Source organism: Ruegeria sp. BH8 (genome assembly GCF_056538065.1).
This window is the reverse complement of the sequence record NZ_JBQFSP010000005.1, coordinates 101,674-119,210: the sequence shown is the minus strand read 5'-3', so window position 1 is coordinate 119,210 and position 17,537 is coordinate 101,674. Positions and strand designations below refer to the sequence as shown.

Sequence of the window (17,537 nt, the reverse complement as noted above, 5' to 3'; positions counted from 1 at the left end):
TCCGATATTGCGGCCTTGCCGCTTAGGCCGACTTGAAGCGGGCGAGCAACTCGGCACGGTTTGGATCGGTTAGCGTAGCCGCCGCGCCAAACTCGAGCGCATTCAGAAGGTCAGCTGCCGGATAAAGGATCGGATCTTCCAGCAATTCCTTCGGCAGCAACGCATTGGTGCGAGCATCAGCCGATGGATAGCCATGAGCGAGGACTTCTTTCGCATTAACTTCCGGGTTCAGCAGGAAGTCGATCAAGGCATAAGCGGCATCCATATGGGGTGCGCCCTTAGGAATAGCGTAGTAGTCGGACCAGAGTTCACCGCCCTCGGCTCCCAGAACGTAGGCGATTTCCGGCATGTCGACATTCATCTGCTTGCCGTCACCTGTCCAGCACATCGTCATCCACGCGTCACCGTTACGCATCGGTGGCTGATAATCCGACGAGATTGCAAACAGATGCGGTTTAGCATCCAGCAACAATTTCTCGGCATCCGCCAGTTCCTTCTCATCGACCGAGTTGAAGGAGTAGCCGAAGTATTTCAGGGCATTACCGATGGTGGTGAGTTGGTAATCATGCACCATTGTCCGACCTGAGTAACCTTCCATAGTAAGGTACCAGAACTCTTTCCAAGTGGTTGGAGTCGGAGCGCCGTCAAGCTTACTAGTATTCACTGCAAAGCCGGTCGTGCCCCAGTTTTTCGGCACCGCGTAAAGCTGGCCATCGACAGAGCCGGCATCTGAAAAGCGCTGTTCGAATGAACCTGCGTCGTAGTTTGGCAGTTTGGACGTATCGAGCGGGATGATCAGATCTTCGCCCACATACGTAGTGATCGTGTAATTGGTTGGAACGAACACGTCCCAGCCAGACCCTCCGGCTTGCAGTTTTGCCAACATCTCTTCGTTCGAGCCAAAAACATTGACCTGAACGTGGGCGCCAGTGGCTTCCGTGAAGGCTTCGAAGTTCATCTCGTCATGGTAGTTCGGCCACGTGGCGAGGATCACTCGGTCGCCAATGTCTCCGGCAGCAAATGCCGGGCGTGGACGCAACCCAGGCATAGCCGTGCCCAGAACGGCCGTTGCCATCCCAAGACCTGTCACGCCCAAAAAATGTCGCCGTGTGACCGAACCCTTTTGGTACCGGCGAAGCTCTTCCATGAACTTTTGCTTGGAAATAGTCCCATTATCCTTAGTCATTGTGAACCTCTCTGTTGTTGGATTGCGGGATCTGTTAATTTTCCAGGATCAGCAGTGCGCCTTCGCCCCATGAAACAAAGGCCTGTTCTCCTGCATTGAACGTCCCCTCGTTCAATTCCGCTTGCCTTGGCACAAGTACGTGGAAATCACCCAGTGCTTCGTTGCGCGCAAGGTATTCTGTGTGCTCCCCAAGGAAGATCCGATTTTGAATGGTAACTGGCAAAGCAATTTCAGCTGCGGGCAGCGCGCGGGTCAGCGTGATCTGTTCAGGACGGATACTGACGCAAACTTCCTGCCCTGCATCTATTGGAATCTCCGGAGTTCCGTGCACCTTTTGGCCACTCGCTAAACGCACAGTGATTTGGTCGGCTACTGCGTCAGTTACAGTTGCATCAAAGAAATTTGAGGTGCCTACAAATCCAGCCACGTAGCGGCTGCGGGGCATGTCATAGAGTTCGCGTGGGCTGCCAACCTGCACAATACTGCCGCCTTCCATCACACAAATTCGGTCGGACATTGAAAGCGCTTCTTCTTGGTCGTGCGTGACGAGGACAAAAGTTATTCCCAGTTGTCGTTGCAGGTTCTGCAGTTCAAACTGCATTTCTTTTCGAAGCTTTCGATCCAGAGCAGCCATTGGTTCATCAAGCAGCAAAAGCTTGGGCTCGTTTACGATCGCACGCGCCAAAGCGACGCGTTGCTGCTGACCACCAGACATCTCCCAGATGCGACGTGGGCCAAACCCACCAAGACGGACAGTTTCCAGCGCTTGCTCAACCTTTGTCGCGATTGTTTGTTTGTCTACGCGTGGTCGTCGTTGGCGCAGGCCGTACGCGATGTTGTCGAACACGCTTAGGTGAGGAAAAAGAGCGTAGTGCTGAAACACCATGTTGACTGGGCGATGGTGCGCATCCAAGTCGTTGACGACTTCGCCATCGAGCAACACCTGACCTTCGGTTGGTTTCTCGAAACCCGCCAGCATCCTAAGTGCAGTGGTTTTGCCGCAACCAGATGGGCCTAAGAACGACAGGAACTCTCCTTTCCCAATGGAAAGATTCAGGTCTTTGGCGGCGACCACATTCCCGAAGGTCTTGGTCACTCCTCTGAGTTCCGCAATCGTCTGCATGGTGACGCTCATGTCAAAGCTCATATACTGCTGTTTTCCTTTTGCTTGATTTTTTGGCATTTGCTGGCATACCACTCAAACAAGGAAAAAGTAACAATAACTCGGATTAACTGTATATACCACAATTGGGGTATAGAGGTGCTTTTCGAAAATCTGGAGCGGCGTGTGTACGATTGGATGGAAGAGGCCGGCAGGGTCGTAGAGAAGATCGGAACCCCAGAATTTCCATGTGCTTTGGCAGATGGCTTACGGCAGGTCGCACCATTTGATTTTACGGTGGTGTTTGGCCATGTCGGAACCGAAGCACCAATAGACCTTCACGACGATTTTCCCAAAAGCAAACGGCGTATTTTTGTTGAGGATTACCAAGCAGGGCCCTACGTACTTGATCCATTTTTTTTGGCCGCGACAAAACCGATAACACCGGGTCTGTACCGCATGCGCGATATCGCACCGGACAGGTTCTATCAGGGCGAATACTATCGCAGCTATTACAAAAGGACTGGGTTAGCAGAGGAGATTGGCTACTTTATCGATATCCCAAGCACTGGGATGGTTGTGGTCTCGCTCATGCGATCAGCGAAGCCTTTTTCAGCCAAGGAAATTCGTCATTTGCACGCTCTATGGCCGCTCGTTCGGGCAGCCTGTTGCAAACATTGGAGTGACTTTCCAACGATGGCCCGCGGCGCCGCAGCGAATGGCGTTAGTCGTCGCGTTGATCTAGCATTCCAGGCATTTGGCGATGGCGTTCTGACGCCACGAGAACGAGAAGTCGTTGAGTTCACATTGAAGGGCCATTCGGCAGAAGCTGTTGGCACAATTCTCGGCATCTCTCCAGGCACAGTCCGCATCCACAGACGCAACATTTACGCGAAACTTAGGATCAACTCGCAGGGTGAGCTTTTTTCAAAGTTCATTGAAAAGGCTCTTTAAAAGGTTCCTTGAACACCCACTTTATCCGTTTTGCCGACCTTGCTACCTTGTGACCCGGAAAGCACCAAACATTTGGACGGCACTGTCTGATAGCCAAGGAACCCAAAGTGAGAGGATTGGGACGCCCGGGACCCGTGTCGGGCTAAATTAATACCCGGGAACGCTTTCGGGCCATTGTCTATCTAACCGGATCAGCCGTTTTAAAAATGGCGTCAAGATTCGAAAGGCAAAATTTCATGGACGCACCAGTTATCCAGTTGATTTTTATGTTCATCTTGCTGGTTGTCGTGATCTGGCTTTATATCCTGCCGATCACGATGGCGGGACGGCGCAACCGATCTAGTTTTATCTGGTTCCTGATCGGTTTGGTTGGATCACCCCTTTTGGCTATCCTTTTGCTGCTGGCTCTGGGTGACGCACCCGAGCAACCAACAACCTAATTTTGCGGACGATACCGTCTGACACCCAAAAGGGCTTAACCGGAGGGTATCTAGACGCTCGTGAGCCATAAAGGACTGCTCAGCATGCAATGAGGGTGCCAATTGAGACCCTATACTTCCGAAAGTGAAGACTACTAGTCCTTCTCACTCTCCACAACCGTGTACTGTAAACCCAAGGATGGCCGATTTGTTTGGAGAACCATAGACCGCTTTGCCCGTATTGCTGCCGCTCGCGACATTTCAGCGAGCGTCTGTCTCGAGCCCAAACCGACACTTTAGGTTCAGTGATTTAGAGGTCATTGCGATGCACCCTTCCATCCTTCATGACAAAACGGATGACCGACGGGAATAACCTAGATTCGGTTAGGATTTACACAATCCAGAATTTTCTGAGCAGCTAACTGAACCGACTTTCTCAACTGCATGATCTCTGAGTTCGCAGCCAGCCGGGCCTTCATCTCTGCGTCCCCAAGGAGTTGGTTAATCGAATTATCCAACTGCTCCGGTGTCCAATCCCATCGATTTACCCTGAGTCCGACACTGGTCTCAACTGCCCGCTGGGCGTTATCGTGTCCGTCCCAGCAATAGGGAAGGATCAGCGACGGGACCCCGAAATACAGCGCTTCGCAAAAGCTGTTGTTGCCGCCGTGGTGAATAAACAGATCGCATTGTTCAACCACGGAAGGCTGCGGAAACCATTCCTGCAGATGAACATTGTCTGGGACTCTGGAATAGGCGTCGATTTGGGCCCCGACATTGACCAGAAACCTCATGTCCATTGTCTTGAATACGTCGAACAGGCTCTCAAAGAATGGGACATCCATGGCACCCAGACTGCCAAAACTCACGTACACCAGAGGCCCGTCGTTACGGGGCATTTGAGGTACACGGTAAGGACCTTCCTGGCGAACGCAGCCTTCGAGAAAGGTGAATTGTCCAGAGTCCAGTACCTGATCACGATCATGGCGAATGATAGATGGCGCTAAAAGAAGGTTTTGATGCGGTGATGTTTCTAGGAACTCACCTTCAGGCAATAGCTCAAGCCCCTTATCCAGGCGAAATTTGTTGTAGCGAGCATGAATTGGGCCAAGGGTCTCCAGGTACTGGTCTCGGAATGCCGCACACCCGGCGGCGTCAGATGCCGGCAGACCGGACAGGTACGGCGGTAGGCAGTTGTCTGGCAACTCGGTTTCCGCGCAAGAAATAACCCTGACCCATGGGCGCTCGGATCGTACGATGGCCGGGAACATGATGACGTTGTCGAGGACGACGACATCTGGGTTGGTCCGCTCTAGCGCCGTTTCCAACCCCTGTTCGACCGATTCCGCTGTCTCGACGATTGCGTTCCAAACGGGCTCTACATAGGTGGTCAGTTGGTCAGTTGGATGCATGTTAAAATGCGGCAGATGATGGCTCAGGAATTCCTGCCAGTAGGTCTGGGTTTCCTCTTCTGTCAACTCTGATTGAACAGGGACGGCGAACTCGTCAAAACCGTAATCTGCGAATACGCCACCAAAGCCACCGTGGGTCAGGAAAACGGGGTGTGCACCCATTGCGCGAAGTTCCTGAGCGATCCCCACACAATTCAGTGCAGCCCCAAAACTAGCTTCGGGGAAAAACGCGATTACGGGTGCTTCCTTGCGGTTCATCATTCACTCACCGGATTGACCCGCAGGTTGCTTGGACTAGCGCCGGAGCACCACGATTGGCGACGCTGGGCCTTTGGTGCATTGAAAGCCGCAAGTGCACCCTCATCTGATCCGCCGCAAGATCGAAATGATCTTGTTCGATGAAATCAAGTATACGCAGATGTTCATCGAGCGCCTGCCTCATCCGAAAGTCGATCATACCGAATGATCCGCCCGGCAGGTGGCGCAACCCATGATGGGCCATGAGAGCAGAAGCTAGATACTGGTTTCCGGACGATCGAGCGATGAGCTTGTGAAAGGCAAGATCCGCGTCTTGAAAATCCTGGCTATTGAAAGAGTTTTCCGACTGCGCCAGAAGCGCTTCGGTCTGGCTGCGGACCAGATCGGCGCGCTTGGTGTCCAACTTGAAACCGTCGGACAGAATGGCCTGCGGTTCCAGTATCAGACGAAATTCGTAGCTCTCTATTCGTCCGGAGCGGTCTCCCGGCATGCGCGTGAAAACCCAGGATTGACCTTCGGCTTTCTGAATCACGCCTTGGGCCAGGAGGGCTTCGAGCGCACGCTGTGCAGCGCTGCGGGAAACCGAATATCTGCGGATCAGGTCTGTGACATTGATGGCACCGTCCAGGCGTCGGGCGCCGCGATCTCGTAGGATGGCACCAGCGAGATCCACACCTGCTCCGACCGCATGCTGGTTGAGTATCGAATGCCCCTTTTCGGGTTCGCATTCTAGGACAAACCCGCCTTCTGCCGCTTTGCGTGCCATCCCCTCCTTTTCCAGCAGCCTCAATGCGGATCTAACCGGAGTGCGAGAGACGCTGCACGAATCAGCAAGGGTTTTTTCCACCAGTCTGTCGCCCTGATGCAAATCGAGATCCATCGCAACATCCAGTATTTTTTGAGCAAGTTTCAAGTATTTGCTTGGTGGCATAAGAAGACGGCTTTCGTCATACCTAGTTAATATACAATAAAAACGGTATCTTAAATGGCTTCTCCGGGCCATACAAAAATGATTCAAAAAAATGTTGAGTTTTATTTCATCAAAAAATACCGTGATTGCATCATATATCTCGCCCCAGAAGCGAGCGCGGATGTCAAGGGAGGAAGACATGACCAACAAGTTCACCAATTCGTTCCGTTTGCCATTTGCTTGGCTCACCACCGGGGCGGCCTGCGCACTCAGCTTATTCGCCGGAGCGGCCCAAGCAGAAAAAATCGTGATCTCGAACTGGGACGGCTACATGCCGCCGGACCTGCTGGAGAATTTCACCAATGAAACAGGTATCGAGGCCGAGCTCTCGGTGCATGGCACTAACGAAGAAATCATGGGCAAGGTCGTAGCCGGTGGAGGCAAGGGCTACGACGTTCTTTTCGTCTCGTCGCCTTTTGCCGAGGCGTTAAACAACCTGGGGCTGGTGGCTGCAATCGACCACGACAAGGTTCCGAATGCCTCTAACCTGTATGACGAAGCTAAAGAACTAGCCCATGATCCGGGCAACAACTATTCAATGCCATACGCTTGGGGCACGACGGGCTTATGCTACCGGTCTGACCTGATGGCAGAGCCAACTTCGTGGAACGATCTGCTCAAACCCTCTGAAGACCTTAAAGGCAAAGTGACAATGCTCTCGACGGATCGCTGGCTGATGGGGGCTGCTGCGCTAGCCCTCGGAAAGTCGCTTAACGATACGTCGGATGAGACGTTGGCGGCTGCAAAGGACCTGCTGGTTGCGGCGAAGCAGGATCTGCTGGCCTACGATGACGCAACTTTTTATCTGAAGTTGGTATCGGGCGAGGCAACGATGGTTCACGCCTGGGATGGCTGGTGCAACTACGGCATCGGTGAAAACGCGGACATCAAGTACACGATACCATCAGAAGGATCGGATCTGTGGGTAGATGCGCTAGTCATCGCGGATGCATCTGAAAACAAAGATGCGGCGCATGCCTTTGTGAACTATGTCTTGGGCGCGGACGTCGGTGTCTGGGTTGCCAGCAATATCCTTTACAAAACGCCGAACAAGGCTGCGATGGAGGCGCTGGACCCGTCCTTGATCGAAACCTTCCCGAACATGGGAATGTCGCCTGCAGACCTTACCAAGTACGAGCAGTTGCGCGATCTCGGCAATGGCCAGAAACCCTTTGCACGGACCGTGACCGAAATCATGGCCGCACAGTAAGTGATCAAACCCTGAGCAAAACCCGACCCGAACAAAGGGTCGGGCCTGTACGACATCACTCCACAGATTGCCAAGTATATGACCAATCGACTGAAATCGGTGATCTTGCTGGGGCCGGGCCTGGGCTGGCTTGCGCTTCTTATGGTGGTGCCGTGTGGCCTTATTTTTACCTATGCGTTCTTTGAACGCGGTATCTATGGCGGCATCGACCACGTCTTTACGTTTGAAAATTTTGTGCGGGCCGCCGATCCTCTTTACCTCGGGATCTTCTTACGCTCGGCCAAGATCGCGTTTCTGGCCACGATAATCGCGATCCTGATCGCCTATCCGGCGGCCTATGCCATCACGCTGGCGCCGCGCCGTTGGCAGACCGGTTTGCTGATCTTGGTGATCTTGCCGTTCTGGTCCAACTACCTAATCCGCACTTACGCCTGGATCGTGATGCTTAACCGCGAGGGCTTGATCAATAATACTCTCCAGGGGGCAGGCTTGATCGATGAGCCGCTGTCTCTGCTTTATAACAATTTCGCGGTGATCGTTGGGCTTGTCTACAACTACACCCCCTTTGTGGTTCTGGCGATCTATTCGTCGCTGAACCGCATAAATGTCGAAACCATAGAAGCCTCGGAAGATCTTGGAGCGCCCGCTTGGACCACTTTCTACCGGGTGATACTGCCACAGACCGTTCCCGGGATTGCGGCAGGTGGTGTCTTTGTTTTTGTATTGTCGATCGGCAATTTCATTACGCCCGATTTGCTTGGCGGCGGGCGACTTCAGATGGTTGGAAACCTGATCTATGACCAGTTCCTGAGCGCCCGCGACTGGCCGTTCGGAGCAACGCTGTCGATGTTCCTGATTGCGATTATGATGGGGCTTTTGTTCGCACAGGCGGTATTGGCCAATCGCGCAGCGGGACAGAGAGGGCAGGACTGATGCGGGACCGATCCAACATGGGCCTGAAGCTGCACCTGGTTTTGTTTTACACCTTTCTCTATGTGCCGATCCTTGTGCTCATGGCGTTAAGCTTTAACCGGGCCGGACTTCCAACTGTATGGACCGGGTTTTCGTTGGAATGGTACGGCAAGTTGTTTACCGCGGATCCAATACTGTCGGCGGCGCGCAACACGCTAATCGTGGCCTTAATCTCGACCGTTCTGGCGACAATAATCGGCACGCTTTTGGCGGTCGGTGTCGAGACACGGCGTAATTCTTCAGTTCTAGACGCGGTTCTGTTCGCACCGATGATCATCCCCGACATAGTTCTGGCCATCGCGCTCTTGTCCTTTTTCACCCTACTCAACATGACGTTGGGGCTTCATTCGATCATCCTCAGCCATGTCGTATTTAACATAGCCTTTGTTGTCGCCGTGGTGCGTACGCGGATGCGCAATTTCGACCATTCGATACTTGAGGCCAGTGCCGATCTTGGGGCCAGCGAATTCACCACCTTTCGCCGCATCCTGCTGCCCGCCATCGCGCCGGGGGTTATCGCCGGGGCGCTGTTGTCTTTCACCCTGTCTGTGGACGAATTCATTATTGCCTTCTTTACCGCCGGTGCTGGGCAATCCTCGACCACGTTGCCGATGCAGATTTACGCAATGATCCGATTTGGCGTCACGCCGGAAATCAATGCGATGGCTACCATCGTCATGTTCGTTTCATTCACGCTGGTCTTCTTCGCACAGCGTACCGACAAAGAGGTTTTCAGCCGATGAACCAAGGGGTTCAACTCAGGAATATAACCAAGCGATACGGTTTGGTGACCGCGATCGACAATGTTTCACTGGATATTCGCGATAACGAGTTCTTTGCACTTTTGGGCCCATCGGGCTGCGGCAAGACCACACTATTGCGGACGCTGGCGGGATTCGAAACGCCACAGGAAGGACAGGTAATCGTTGCCGGGCAGAACGTGACAAACATACGTCCCAGCAGGCGGCCCCTGAACCTGATGTTCCAATCCTATGCCTTGTTTCCGCACATGAGCGTCGAAAAAAACATCGCCTATGGGTTAGAAATGGAGAAATTGCCTAAGGACGAAATTGCCACGAGAGTGGCCGAGGTTCTGGAAAGTGCGAAACTTTCGGGATTTGCCGGGCGCAAGCCGGATCAGCTTTCTGGTGGGCAGCGACAGCGGGTTGCTTTGGCGCGCGCGCTGGTCAAAAGGCCAAAAGTCCTGTTGCTGGATGAGCCCCTTTCAGCTCTGGACAAGAAACTACGAGAAGAGATGCAGCTGGAGCTCAAACGGTTGCAACACGAGGTGGGGATTACATTTCTAATTGTGACCCATGACCAGGAAGAGGCCTTGGTCATGGCCGACCGGATCGCGGTCTTGCATGATGGTAAGCTGGCGCAGGTCGGTACTCCTCACGAGCTCTACGAACACCCCGGATCGCGCTTTGTTGCAGATTTTATAGGCGTGATGAACTTTCTGGATGGTAACGCCGTCGACGGCGGTGTCGATGTCCACGGGGCGGGAATGCTGAGGGGCGTTTCCGAGCTGCGCGGTGCTGCCACGATTGCTGTGCGCCCGGAACGGGTCAGCCTGATGCAGACCGCCCCTCGAGATGGGCGCAACTGCCTTCCAGGCACTGTCGAAGAAGTCGCCTATCACGGATCAGACCTGGGTGTGCATGTGCGCGTTCGCGGTGGGAGGAGCACCCTTTCCGCCCGCGTTCCCGCCAGCCAAGCCGACCGTGAAAATATCCAGCCGGGTCAGGATGTCCACTGCGTATGGGACGCGAAACATTCCCGCATCCTTCCCAACTGCTAAGCCAAATCTAACCGGAGACCTACAATGTCACAGAAAACCATCGCCTTCTTCCCCGAAGCTGCCTTTGGCCCTGCGCTGAATTCGGTTGGCATCGCGCAGGCCTGCGAGAAACTGGGCCATAAGGCTGTATTTCTAAGCGATCCCGGCTTTGTCGAGGTATATGAAGGTTATGGGTTTGAGGCGCATCCTGTTGCCCTGTCCGAGCCGATGGAACCCGAGGCGATGGCAAAGTTCTGGGAGGATTTCATCAACGGTCACATCCCAAATTTTCGCAAAGCCCCGATTGACCAAATCGATAACTACGTCAAGGATTGCTGGGAGGCGATCGTCGACAGCGCAAAATGGGCGCAAAAAGATCTGCCCGAGGTATTGGCAAAAATCAAACCAGATATGATCTGCGTGGATAATGTCATTATGTTCCCAGCCATCAAGCAGTTCGGCGTACCGTGGGTGCGGATCATCTCATGTTCCGAAAACGAAATCCCGGACCCGATTGTGCCGCCGCACTTATCGGGCTGTCGGGTGGATGACCGCGAGGGCATGGAGGCCTATGAGGCGAAGTTCCACGATGTGATCAAGCCGATCCACGACGACTACAATGCGTTCCTAGCCAGATGCAACGAAGACGCCTATCCGATTGGAGAGTTTTTCGAAGCGTCGCCCACAATGAACCTTCTGCTTTATCCCGAGCCGGCAAAGTACGAACGGCAGAACCCACTGGACCCAAACCGGTTTCAGTATCTTGAAGGTTGCGTGCGCGAAGAAGAACCCTTTGAGGTGCCAACGTTTAAGTCCAACAATGACAAACCACTTCTCTATGTATCTTTCGGGTCGCTTGGCGCAGGCGACACCGACCTGCTAAAGAGGATCATTTCGACCATTTCCAGGTTGCCCTACCGGGCGCTCGTAAATGTCGGGGATTACATTGACGAATACACAGACATTCCCGACAACGTGCACATACAGAGCTGGTATCCCCAGCCTTCGGTAATTCCGCAGGTTGACGCGGTGATACATCATGGCGGTAACAACTCGTTCACAGAGTGCCTATATTTCGGCAAAACAGCAATCATTATGCCCTATGTCTGGGACGGCCACGATAACGCCACCCGTGTTCAGGAAACCGGCCACGGGTTCGGGTTTCACCGATACGACTGGACCGATGATGAATTGGCTATTGCCCTCGACAAATGTATCAACGATCCAGGAATGCAGGCGAAGATGGCGGCAACCTCTGCTCACATGCAGTCACGGCATGGCCCGACCAAGGCAGCTGGCATTCTCGACGAAATCCTGAAAGCCGCGGAATGAGCAGCGCCCCGCATCTTTCGGAAATCTCGACCCGCACCGACCTCACGGACTGGGGGCTACAGCCGGACATGATTGAAGGCCAGTCGCATTCATCGGGTATGCTGGTTCACAAGGGTCCTGACAACCGGCCGGAGATCGGCGCATGGGTCTGCACTCCAGGCCGCTGGCGCCTAACGATACCGCGTGACGAGTTCTGCTATTTTGTGCAGGGCCGCGCGGTCTATCGGTCGGATGCAGGCGAAAGCATCGAAGTTACGCCCGGAACGGCCGTACTATTCCTCGCCGGTTGGGTAGGGGAATGCACGGTCGAGGAAACATTGCGCAACACCTACTACCTAACGGATCGCGAACCTGAAACATGACCACGCCACGTATGCAAAACCCGCTCCAGCAGACTGATCTTGTCGATTGGGGGGTAATCCCGACGATGATTGAAGGGCAATCCCGCACCTCGGGAAAGCTGATCCACAAGGGGCCTGACGGCCAGTCCGAATGCGGCCTTTGGGTCTGCACTCCCGGTAAGTGGGAATGTCACGTCACCAAGGACGAGTTCTGCCACTTTCTGGAAGGCCGCTGTACCTATATCCATGAAAGCGGCGAGGTAATTGAGATTACGCCCGATACGGCGGCCTTTTTTCCGCAGGACTGGAAAGGCGTTTGCACTGTCCACGAGACGGTCAAGAAAGTGTACATGATCCGCTAACGGCGCAATGCCTGTCAAACAAGGGGGCTGCCCAATGCGTGACCCGTTCAAATCTACCTACTACCTCAACCCCAAGCATGTGCCATTGGAGGGTGGTGGGACCACTCTGGTCAACCCGTCTACCTTGCAGCCCGTCGGGGTTTTTGGTGAGCCGTCGCCGCAGATCGTGAACCAGGTCCTGGACCGGGTAAATGCGGCGCAAAGGAGGTGGTCCGCGATGGACTGCAAATCTCGCGCGCGGGTATTGCACCAGATCGCCAACGACATCGAAAGCGGCGACATGACTGAGATCGCCCGCTTGATGACATTGGAAACGGGCAAACCTTACCCTGAATCGATCGGCGAGATTGCGAACATCCCGCCGGTTTTCCGCTACTATGCCGAGATGGCGCGCAATGACGCGGGCAAGATTGCCGGCACGATGCAAACTGGATCTTTTCAGTATCAGACATACGAGCCCTACGGCGTGTCCGTGCATGTGGTTCCGCACAATTTCCCCCTCATTCTTGGCTGCTGGTCGATGGCCGCATCACTTGCGGCAGGTAACGGTGTAGTGTTGAAAGCCTCACCTGCAGGAACTTTGTGCACGATGGCGTTCATGGAGTTTTTTCGGGCGTTGCCCCAAGACCTGATTGCTTGCCTGCCGGGTGGTGCAGACGTGGGCAAACAGCTGATTGCCAGCCCCAAAACCCATGTGGTCGCTTTTACAGGGTCCGTGCCGACAGGTCGTGCAGTCGCAGTGGCCGCAGCGGAGAACCTGAAACCCGCAGTGATCGAGGCTGGGGGAAGCGATCCACTGATCGTCAGTAAACACGCCGACATCGCGGTCGCTGCTGCCGGGGCGGTTACCGCTGCATTTTTGCAGTCGGGCCAGGTTTGCACATCGTCTGAACGGATTTTTGTAGTGGATGACGTGTACGACGATTTTGTCGATGAATTCGTGACCCGAACCCGGAAACTGCGCATCGGCGACGGAATGGGGGTGGCGGAAATCGGACCTTTGGCCTCCAAGGAGGCACGCGACAAGGTCGAGCGTCTGGTGCGCGATGCAACTGAGAAAGGCGCGGTGGTTGAGGTAGGAGGCGGTACCCCGGATCACGTCGGGCCGGGTTGGTTTTTCGAACCAACGATCCTGACCGGCGTGACGACGGACATGGCGCTAACTCAGGAAGAGGTTTTTGGGCCAGTCGCCTCGGTCATTCGGGTGAGCGACTTTGACCAAGCGCTTGAACTGGCAAACGCGTCACAATTCGGTCTTGGCGGATGCCTGTTTACCGGCGACTTGGACGAGGCATTTCAAGGGGTGAACAAGCTACAGGTGGGGATGGTCTGGGTCAACAACCCGCTCGTGGACAACGATGCCTTGCCTTTTGGCGGCGTCAAGAATTCTGGGCTTGGGCGTACGCTAGGCCTTCAAGGCCTCGAGGCTTTCAGACGACCCAAGATGGTCGTGATTGATCCGAAGGCGAAGGAGGCGGACTGGTGGTATCCATATCCCGACGACTGGTTCTATTCAGATGACGTACAGGGCGGGAGAAAGCACACCGGCTAGGGTGATGATCGGTGCGACCTGATCGACTCTACAACTGAAGATGAGCTAACGGCAGGATTGTCCGCGTCTTACCCATTTGCGGGCAATGACGCGGATGGTAGTGTTTCCCGATAGCATACATTCGTGCATCGAGCGGCGAAGGTGCAAGGAGAGCCCTGAGCGGCCCTCTCAAATTTACGCTGCGTGTGCATAGTGTAGCGAATTTTCTGCGCAGGCGAAAAAGTCCGCGCCGCCACGCGGCGGCGATCTCGGCCATTCGCGCATCGCGCAGCATTTATTGAGGTGGGAATTTACAAGTCGCGGACTTAGCAGCCAATAGCGTTCACCGACGCAGTGTCCGCACCCAGACAATTAGGGAACATTCAAGTTCGCGACCCAGGGCTGTGTATGTCTATCTCAGCAAGTGCAGTACTTGTACGCCTAAAAATAGGAAAGCGGACGTTAAGAGTTGAACTTTAGGAAAGTGTCCGCGTCCGCTTATGCATGCTTCGCGAGGTTGGTGTGGTGTTAAGTCCCTGCGCTAGATGCTCCACAGATCATTGACCAATGGTCGCTCCCAGATCACTGTCAGTCATGACTCATGAGTCATGAGTTAGGCAAAGCGCAAGTTGCGACCAGACTCCACCGACTAAACAGCTTGAGCTTGCGCGAATGGCGCACTGATCCATCGGTTGCGAGTGTTTTGGGCATTTTGCATGGCATGCGGACAAGACGGAGGGACTGTCAGGCATCTGCACTTATCAAGTCGCTTGCCTTTTCGCCTATCATAATTGCTGGCGCATTAGTGTTGCCACTGACGATATCCGGCATAATGGAGCAATCAGCTACCCTTAGGTTCTTTATTCCATGCACATTTAGTTTTGCGTCGACAACGGACATGCCATTGCTTCCCATCGCGCAAGTTCCGGTTGGGTGATAGATTGATGCGGTGTTGGATCTGGCCCAATCTAGCGTGCCTTCGTAATCGTCGCAACTCAGCTCTGCCGTCGGTCGAAATTCCTCGGAAATTTTTGAAGCCAGAGGGGCCAGTTTGGCAATCCCACGTGCGATATTCACGCCATCGACGATCGTTTTGCAATCCGTTTCCGTGGACAGGTAGTTAGGGACGATTTTGACGTGTTTAGACGGATCGGGACCGTTCAACCGCAATTCTCCGCGGCTTTCCGGGCGCAGTTGGCACACCGACATCGTGAACGCTGAAAACGGATGCACTCCCTCGCCAGGACTGTCAGCGGACCAGGGTTGGACGTGAAACTGAATGTCGGGGGTTTCAACCTCGGGGCGGGTTTTCATGAAACCGGTGGCAAGGCTGGCGGCCATGGTCATCGGGCCTGCGCGGAACAGCGCGTATTTCAGGGCAATTCGCGCCTGATTGAACAGGCTGCGGACTTCGTCATTCAAAGTCGGCTCGTTACATTTAAACACAAGCCGCGCCTGTAAGTGATCCTGCAAACCCTTGCCGACACCCGGCAGGGCGTGCAGCGGTTCGATACCGTTTTCCTTTAGATGATCTGGGTCTCCGATTCCCGACAACATCAGAATTTGGGGGGAATTGATCGCCCCACCGGACAGAATGATCTCGCGCCGGACTTTTAGAGTTTGTTCAGCACCCGAACGATCCCGATAAACCAGTCCGGTTGCCTTTTTCCCTTCTAAAACCACCCGCGCTACCAAGGCATTGGTAATGATGTTGAGGTTCTGACGACCCCGGATAGGTTTTAGATACGCCACGGCTGCGCTGCAGCGTCGACCATTGCGGGTGGTCAACTGAAAGTACCCGACGCCCTCTTGTTCGGCCCCGTTGTAGTCTGGATTGAACGGATAACCTGCGGCCTGCGCTGCAGCGACCCATGCGTCGCAGATGGGACGTTGGATGCGCATGTTGGACACAGACAAAGGTCCACCGACACCGTGGAATTCATCCTCGCCGCGCTCTTGATCCTCGCAGCGTTTGAACAGTGGCAACACGTCCTCCCAGCCCCAACCTTCGTTGCCCATCTGACGCCAACGGTCGTAATCCTCTTTCTGGCCGCGCACATATAGCAACCCATTCAAAGAGGATGACCCACCCAGCACCTTACCGCGTGGCCAATCGATGGATCGACCGTTCAGGCCGGGATCGGGTTCGGTCCGATAACACCAGTCGACCGATGGATTGTGCATTGTTTTGAAATAGCCAACAGGGATGTGAATCCACGGGTTCGTATCGCGGCCACCAGCCTCAAGCAGCGCAACCGTCGTATTGGGATCAGCGCTTAGCCGATTGGCAATGACACAGCCCGAAGACCCCGCGCCAACAACCGCATAATCCACCTCCATGACTGCCTCCTCCGAAAGTTGCTGAAAAAAACTCTATGCAAGTTGATCGAATTATACTAGCCTTTTTTGATACAAAACGTCTCAATAATTGTGATCAGGGAGGTAAGCAATGGAGATTGGTCGGAAACTAAGTGGTATTTCGCGTCGGAATTTCTTCCGAGTTGCGGGCCGTTACGGCATGAGCTCGACCTTATTGGCAGCAGGCGGGTTCGGTGGCGCAATGAGCCTGGCGAATCTGGCACAGGCTGCCGAATCAACTTACGAGAAACGCTTTTCGAAAGAACCGAAGCACACGCTGAAATTCGGCGCGTCGGGCTTCAACACCCGCAACCTGCTGATTGAACGCGCAGGCGCAATCGAGTTCGCACGGGATCTGGAAGAGCGAACGGATGGCGAGATTCGGATTGAATTCATCGGTGACAATCAGATCTGCGGACAGTTGAGCTGTGTTGAGAAGACACAGCAGGGTATCGTCGACATCTATGCGGCATCGACCCAGAACTCTGCCGGCGGTGCGCCCTATCTGAACGTGCTGGATTACGCGTATATGTTCCCCAGTCGCGCGGCACAGTATCATTTCTTCTACAGCCCGGCGAGCCAGCGCATCCTGCGTGATCCGCTGGAGAAACGGCATGGGCTGAAGTTCCTGTTCACTCATTGCGAATTGCGCGGTCTGCAAATGGGATCGACCTTTTCAGACAAACCGACCGTCACCAAACTGGAAGAACTGTTTGGCACCAAAAACCGCGTGACCGGCACGCAGTTGGGCCGGATTGCGATGCAGTTATTGAACCTGAACCCGGTGCCGGTGGCATGGGAAGAGACTCTGGACGCGCTCAAGACTGGTCTGATCGACGGGGCCGAAACATGGGCCTCGGCCGTTGCCTATGCCAACATGGCGCCGGTGGTCTCGCAGTCAGTGAACCTGAAATTCTTCTGCGGAACCGAACATACCTCAATGTCAGCAAAGGTGTTTGATGGGCTGAGCGGCGAGTTACAGGATGCTGTGATGGAATCTTCGTACTTTACGCAGGCGCTGATTCAGGGCGCGAATGAGGCGGCGCTGTTGAACACCGTGGGCTTCTCGGACCCGCAACTGCCTGACACGATCTTTGCCGAAAACGGCGTGCGCCCGGCATTTCTGGCGGATGATCAGATCAAACTGGCCGAGGAAATGTGCGCCCCAAACTACAACCCCGAGCCCTGGGCGCAATGGCGTGAACGCCTGAACAAATGGGCAGGTGGCATCGATACCTATCAGGAAATCTATGACATCGCGCGTGAGATTCCAGCCGATACACTACCGGAAAATGTCGAGCCGCGCCGTTGGTGGAAGGGCGAAGCCTGATAAACTTACACGAACCGGCC

At 54.4% G+C, this 17,537-nt stretch carries 16 protein-coding genes; 11 read left to right on the top strand and 5 right to left on the bottom strand.

The window, feature by feature from the left end; all coding sequences use genetic code 11:
* Window positions 1-22: 22 nt before the first annotated feature.
* Window positions 23-1,186: an ABC transporter substrate-binding protein gene (locus tag ACR0AD_RS11590; RefSeq protein WP_480487438.1), complete on the bottom strand. Its 1,164-nt coding sequence runs from the start codon at window positions 1,184-1,186 to the stop codon at window positions 23-25.
* 34 nt (window positions 1,187-1,220) lie between these two features.
* Window positions 1,221-2,321 carry an ABC transporter ATP-binding protein gene (locus ACR0AD_RS11585; RefSeq protein WP_253282989.1) on the bottom strand — a complete coding sequence of 367 codons (1,101 nt, stop codon included), beginning with the start codon at window positions 2,319-2,321 and terminating at the stop codon, window positions 1,221-1,223.
* A 165-nt stretch (window positions 2,322-2,486) separates the two neighbouring features.
* On the opposite strand from ACR0AD_RS11585, the gene ACR0AD_RS11580 reads away from it, so the two are divergent.
* Both ACR0AD_RS11580 and ACR0AD_RS11575 read left to right on the top strand, forming a co-directional pair.
* Window positions 2,487-3,242 (top strand): helix-turn-helix transcriptional regulator, encoded by a 756-nt coding sequence (locus ACR0AD_RS11580; RefSeq protein WP_170463244.1) that lies wholly within the window; start codon window positions 2,487-2,489, stop codon window positions 3,240-3,242.
* Between the two features lie 236 nt (window positions 3,243-3,478).
* Complete coding sequence (locus ACR0AD_RS11575) at window positions 3,479-3,682, top strand: hypothetical protein (protein ID WP_170666102.1); 204 nt, start codon at window positions 3,479-3,481, stop codon at window positions 3,680-3,682.
* Between the two features lie 353 nt (window positions 3,683-4,035).
* On the opposite strand, the gene ACR0AD_RS11570 is transcribed toward ACR0AD_RS11575, so the two are convergent.
* Both ACR0AD_RS11570 and ACR0AD_RS11565 read right to left on the bottom strand, forming a co-directional pair.
* Window positions 4,036-5,334, bottom strand: a complete 1,299-nt coding sequence (locus ACR0AD_RS11570; RefSeq protein WP_480484405.1) for a nucleotide disphospho-sugar-binding domain-containing protein — start codon at window positions 5,332-5,334, stop codon at window positions 4,036-4,038.
* 4 nt (window positions 5,335-5,338) lie between these two features.
* Window positions 5,339-6,457, bottom strand: a complete 1,119-nt coding sequence (locus tag ACR0AD_RS11565; RefSeq protein ID WP_170666104.1) for a GntR family transcriptional regulator — start codon at window positions 6,455-6,457, stop codon at window positions 5,339-5,341.
* On the opposite strand from ACR0AD_RS11565, the gene ACR0AD_RS11560 reads away from it, so the two are divergent.
* The 8 genes from ACR0AD_RS11560 to ACR0AD_RS11525 all read left to right on the top strand — a co-directional run bounded on the left by ACR0AD_RS11560 (window position 6,441) and on the right by ACR0AD_RS11525 (window position 13,850).
* The gene (locus tag ACR0AD_RS11560) at window positions 6,441-7,511 is read left to right on the top strand and encodes a polyamine ABC transporter substrate-binding protein (protein ID WP_480487436.1); all 1,071 of its coding nucleotides are present in this window, start codon (window positions 6,441-6,443) and stop codon (window positions 7,509-7,511) included. The genes ACR0AD_RS11565 and ACR0AD_RS11560 overlap by 17 nt on opposite strands.
* A gap of 78 nt (window positions 7,512-7,589) precedes the next feature.
* Complete coding sequence (locus ACR0AD_RS11555; protein WP_170463247.1) at window positions 7,590-8,444, top strand: ABC transporter permease; 855 nt, start codon at window positions 7,590-7,592, stop codon at window positions 8,442-8,444.
* Window positions 8,444-9,226 carry an ABC transporter permease gene (locus tag ACR0AD_RS11550; RefSeq protein WP_170666106.1) on the top strand — a complete coding sequence of 261 codons (783 nt, stop codon included), beginning with the start codon at window positions 8,444-8,446 and terminating at the stop codon, window positions 9,224-9,226. Before ACR0AD_RS11555 ends, ACR0AD_RS11550 begins: the two co-directional genes overlap by 1 nt.
* A 44-nt stretch (window positions 9,227-9,270) precedes the next feature.
* Window positions 9,271-10,284 (top strand): ABC transporter ATP-binding protein, encoded by a 1,014-nt coding sequence (locus ACR0AD_RS11545; protein ID WP_480484407.1) that lies wholly within the window; start codon window positions 9,271-9,273, stop codon window positions 10,282-10,284.
* Between the two features lie 24 nt (window positions 10,285-10,308).
* Window positions 10,309-11,595: a glycosyltransferase gene (locus tag ACR0AD_RS11540; RefSeq protein WP_480484408.1), complete on the top strand. Its 1,287-nt coding sequence runs from the start codon at window positions 10,309-10,311 to the stop codon at window positions 11,593-11,595.
* Entirely contained in the window at window positions 11,592-11,957 is a 366-nt protein-coding gene (locus tag ACR0AD_RS11535; protein ID WP_170463251.1) for a cupin domain-containing protein, read from the top strand. The genes ACR0AD_RS11540 and ACR0AD_RS11535 overlap by 4 nt, the downstream gene beginning before the upstream one ends.
* The gene (locus tag ACR0AD_RS11530; RefSeq protein ID WP_170463252.1) at window positions 11,954-12,298 is read left to right on the top strand and encodes a cupin domain-containing protein; all 345 of its coding nucleotides are present in this window, start codon (window positions 11,954-11,956) and stop codon (window positions 12,296-12,298) included. Before ACR0AD_RS11535 ends, ACR0AD_RS11530 begins: the two co-directional genes overlap by 4 nt.
* Window positions 12,299-12,332: 34 nt before the next feature.
* Window positions 12,333-13,850: an aldehyde dehydrogenase family protein gene (locus ACR0AD_RS11525; RefSeq protein WP_480487434.1), complete on the top strand. Its 1,518-nt coding sequence runs from the start codon at window positions 12,333-12,335 to the stop codon at window positions 13,848-13,850.
* A gap of 723 nt (window positions 13,851-14,573) precedes the next feature.
* On the opposite strand, the gene ACR0AD_RS11520 is transcribed toward ACR0AD_RS11525, so the two are convergent.
* Entirely contained in the window at window positions 14,574-16,169 is a 1,596-nt protein-coding gene (locus tag ACR0AD_RS11520; RefSeq protein ID WP_480483846.1) for a GMC family oxidoreductase, read from the bottom strand.
* Window positions 16,170-16,278: 109 nt separating this feature from the next.
* Here ACR0AD_RS11520 and ACR0AD_RS11515 point away from each other — a divergent pair, with 109 nt between their 5' ends.
* Window positions 16,279-17,517: a TRAP transporter substrate-binding protein gene (locus tag ACR0AD_RS11515; protein WP_480483847.1), complete on the top strand. Its 1,239-nt coding sequence runs from the start codon at window positions 16,279-16,281 to the stop codon at window positions 17,515-17,517.
* Window positions 17,518-17,537: the final 20 nt, after the last annotated feature.

Coding starts and splice junctions, on each gene's coding strand:
- ACR0AD_RS11590 (WP_480487438.1), bottom strand. CDS start 1,186: ATGACTAAGGATAATGGGACTATTTCCAAGCAAAAGTTCATGGAAGAG.
- ACR0AD_RS11585 (WP_253282989.1), bottom strand. CDS start 2,321: ATGAGCGTCACCATGCAGACGATTGCGGAACTCAGAGGAGTGACCAAG.
- ACR0AD_RS11580 (WP_170463244.1), top strand. CDS start 2,487: ATGGAAGAGGCCGGCAGGGTCGTAGAGAAGATCGGAACCCCAGAATTT.
- ACR0AD_RS11575 (WP_170666102.1), top strand. CDS start 3,479: ATGGACGCACCAGTTATCCAGTTGATTTTTATGTTCATCTTGCTGGTT.
- ACR0AD_RS11570 (WP_480484405.1), bottom strand. CDS start 5,334: ATGATGAACCGCAAGGAAGCACCCGTAATCGCGTTTTTCCCCGAAGCT.
- ACR0AD_RS11560 (WP_480487436.1), top strand. CDS start 6,441: ATGACCAACAAGTTCACCAATTCGTTCCGTTTGCCATTTGCTTGGCTC.
- ACR0AD_RS11555 (WP_170463247.1), top strand. CDS start 7,590: ATGACCAATCGACTGAAATCGGTGATCTTGCTGGGGCCGGGCCTGGGC.
- ACR0AD_RS11550 (WP_170666106.1), top strand. CDS start 8,444: ATGCGGGACCGATCCAACATGGGCCTGAAGCTGCACCTGGTTTTGTTT.
- ACR0AD_RS11540 (WP_480484408.1), top strand. CDS start 10,309: ATGTCACAGAAAACCATCGCCTTCTTCCCCGAAGCTGCCTTTGGCCCT.
- ACR0AD_RS11535 (WP_170463251.1), top strand. CDS start 11,592: ATGAGCAGCGCCCCGCATCTTTCGGAAATCTCGACCCGCACCGACCTC.
- ACR0AD_RS11530 (WP_170463252.1), top strand. CDS start 11,954: ATGACCACGCCACGTATGCAAAACCCGCTCCAGCAGACTGATCTTGTC.
- ACR0AD_RS11525 (WP_480487434.1), top strand. CDS start 12,333: ATGCGTGACCCGTTCAAATCTACCTACTACCTCAACCCCAAGCATGTG.
- ACR0AD_RS11520 (WP_480483846.1), bottom strand. CDS start 16,169: ATGGAGGTGGATTATGCGGTTGTTGGCGCGGGGTCTTCGGGCTGTGTC.
- ACR0AD_RS11515 (WP_480483847.1), top strand. CDS start 16,279: ATGGAGATTGGTCGGAAACTAAGTGGTATTTCGCGTCGGAATTTCTTC.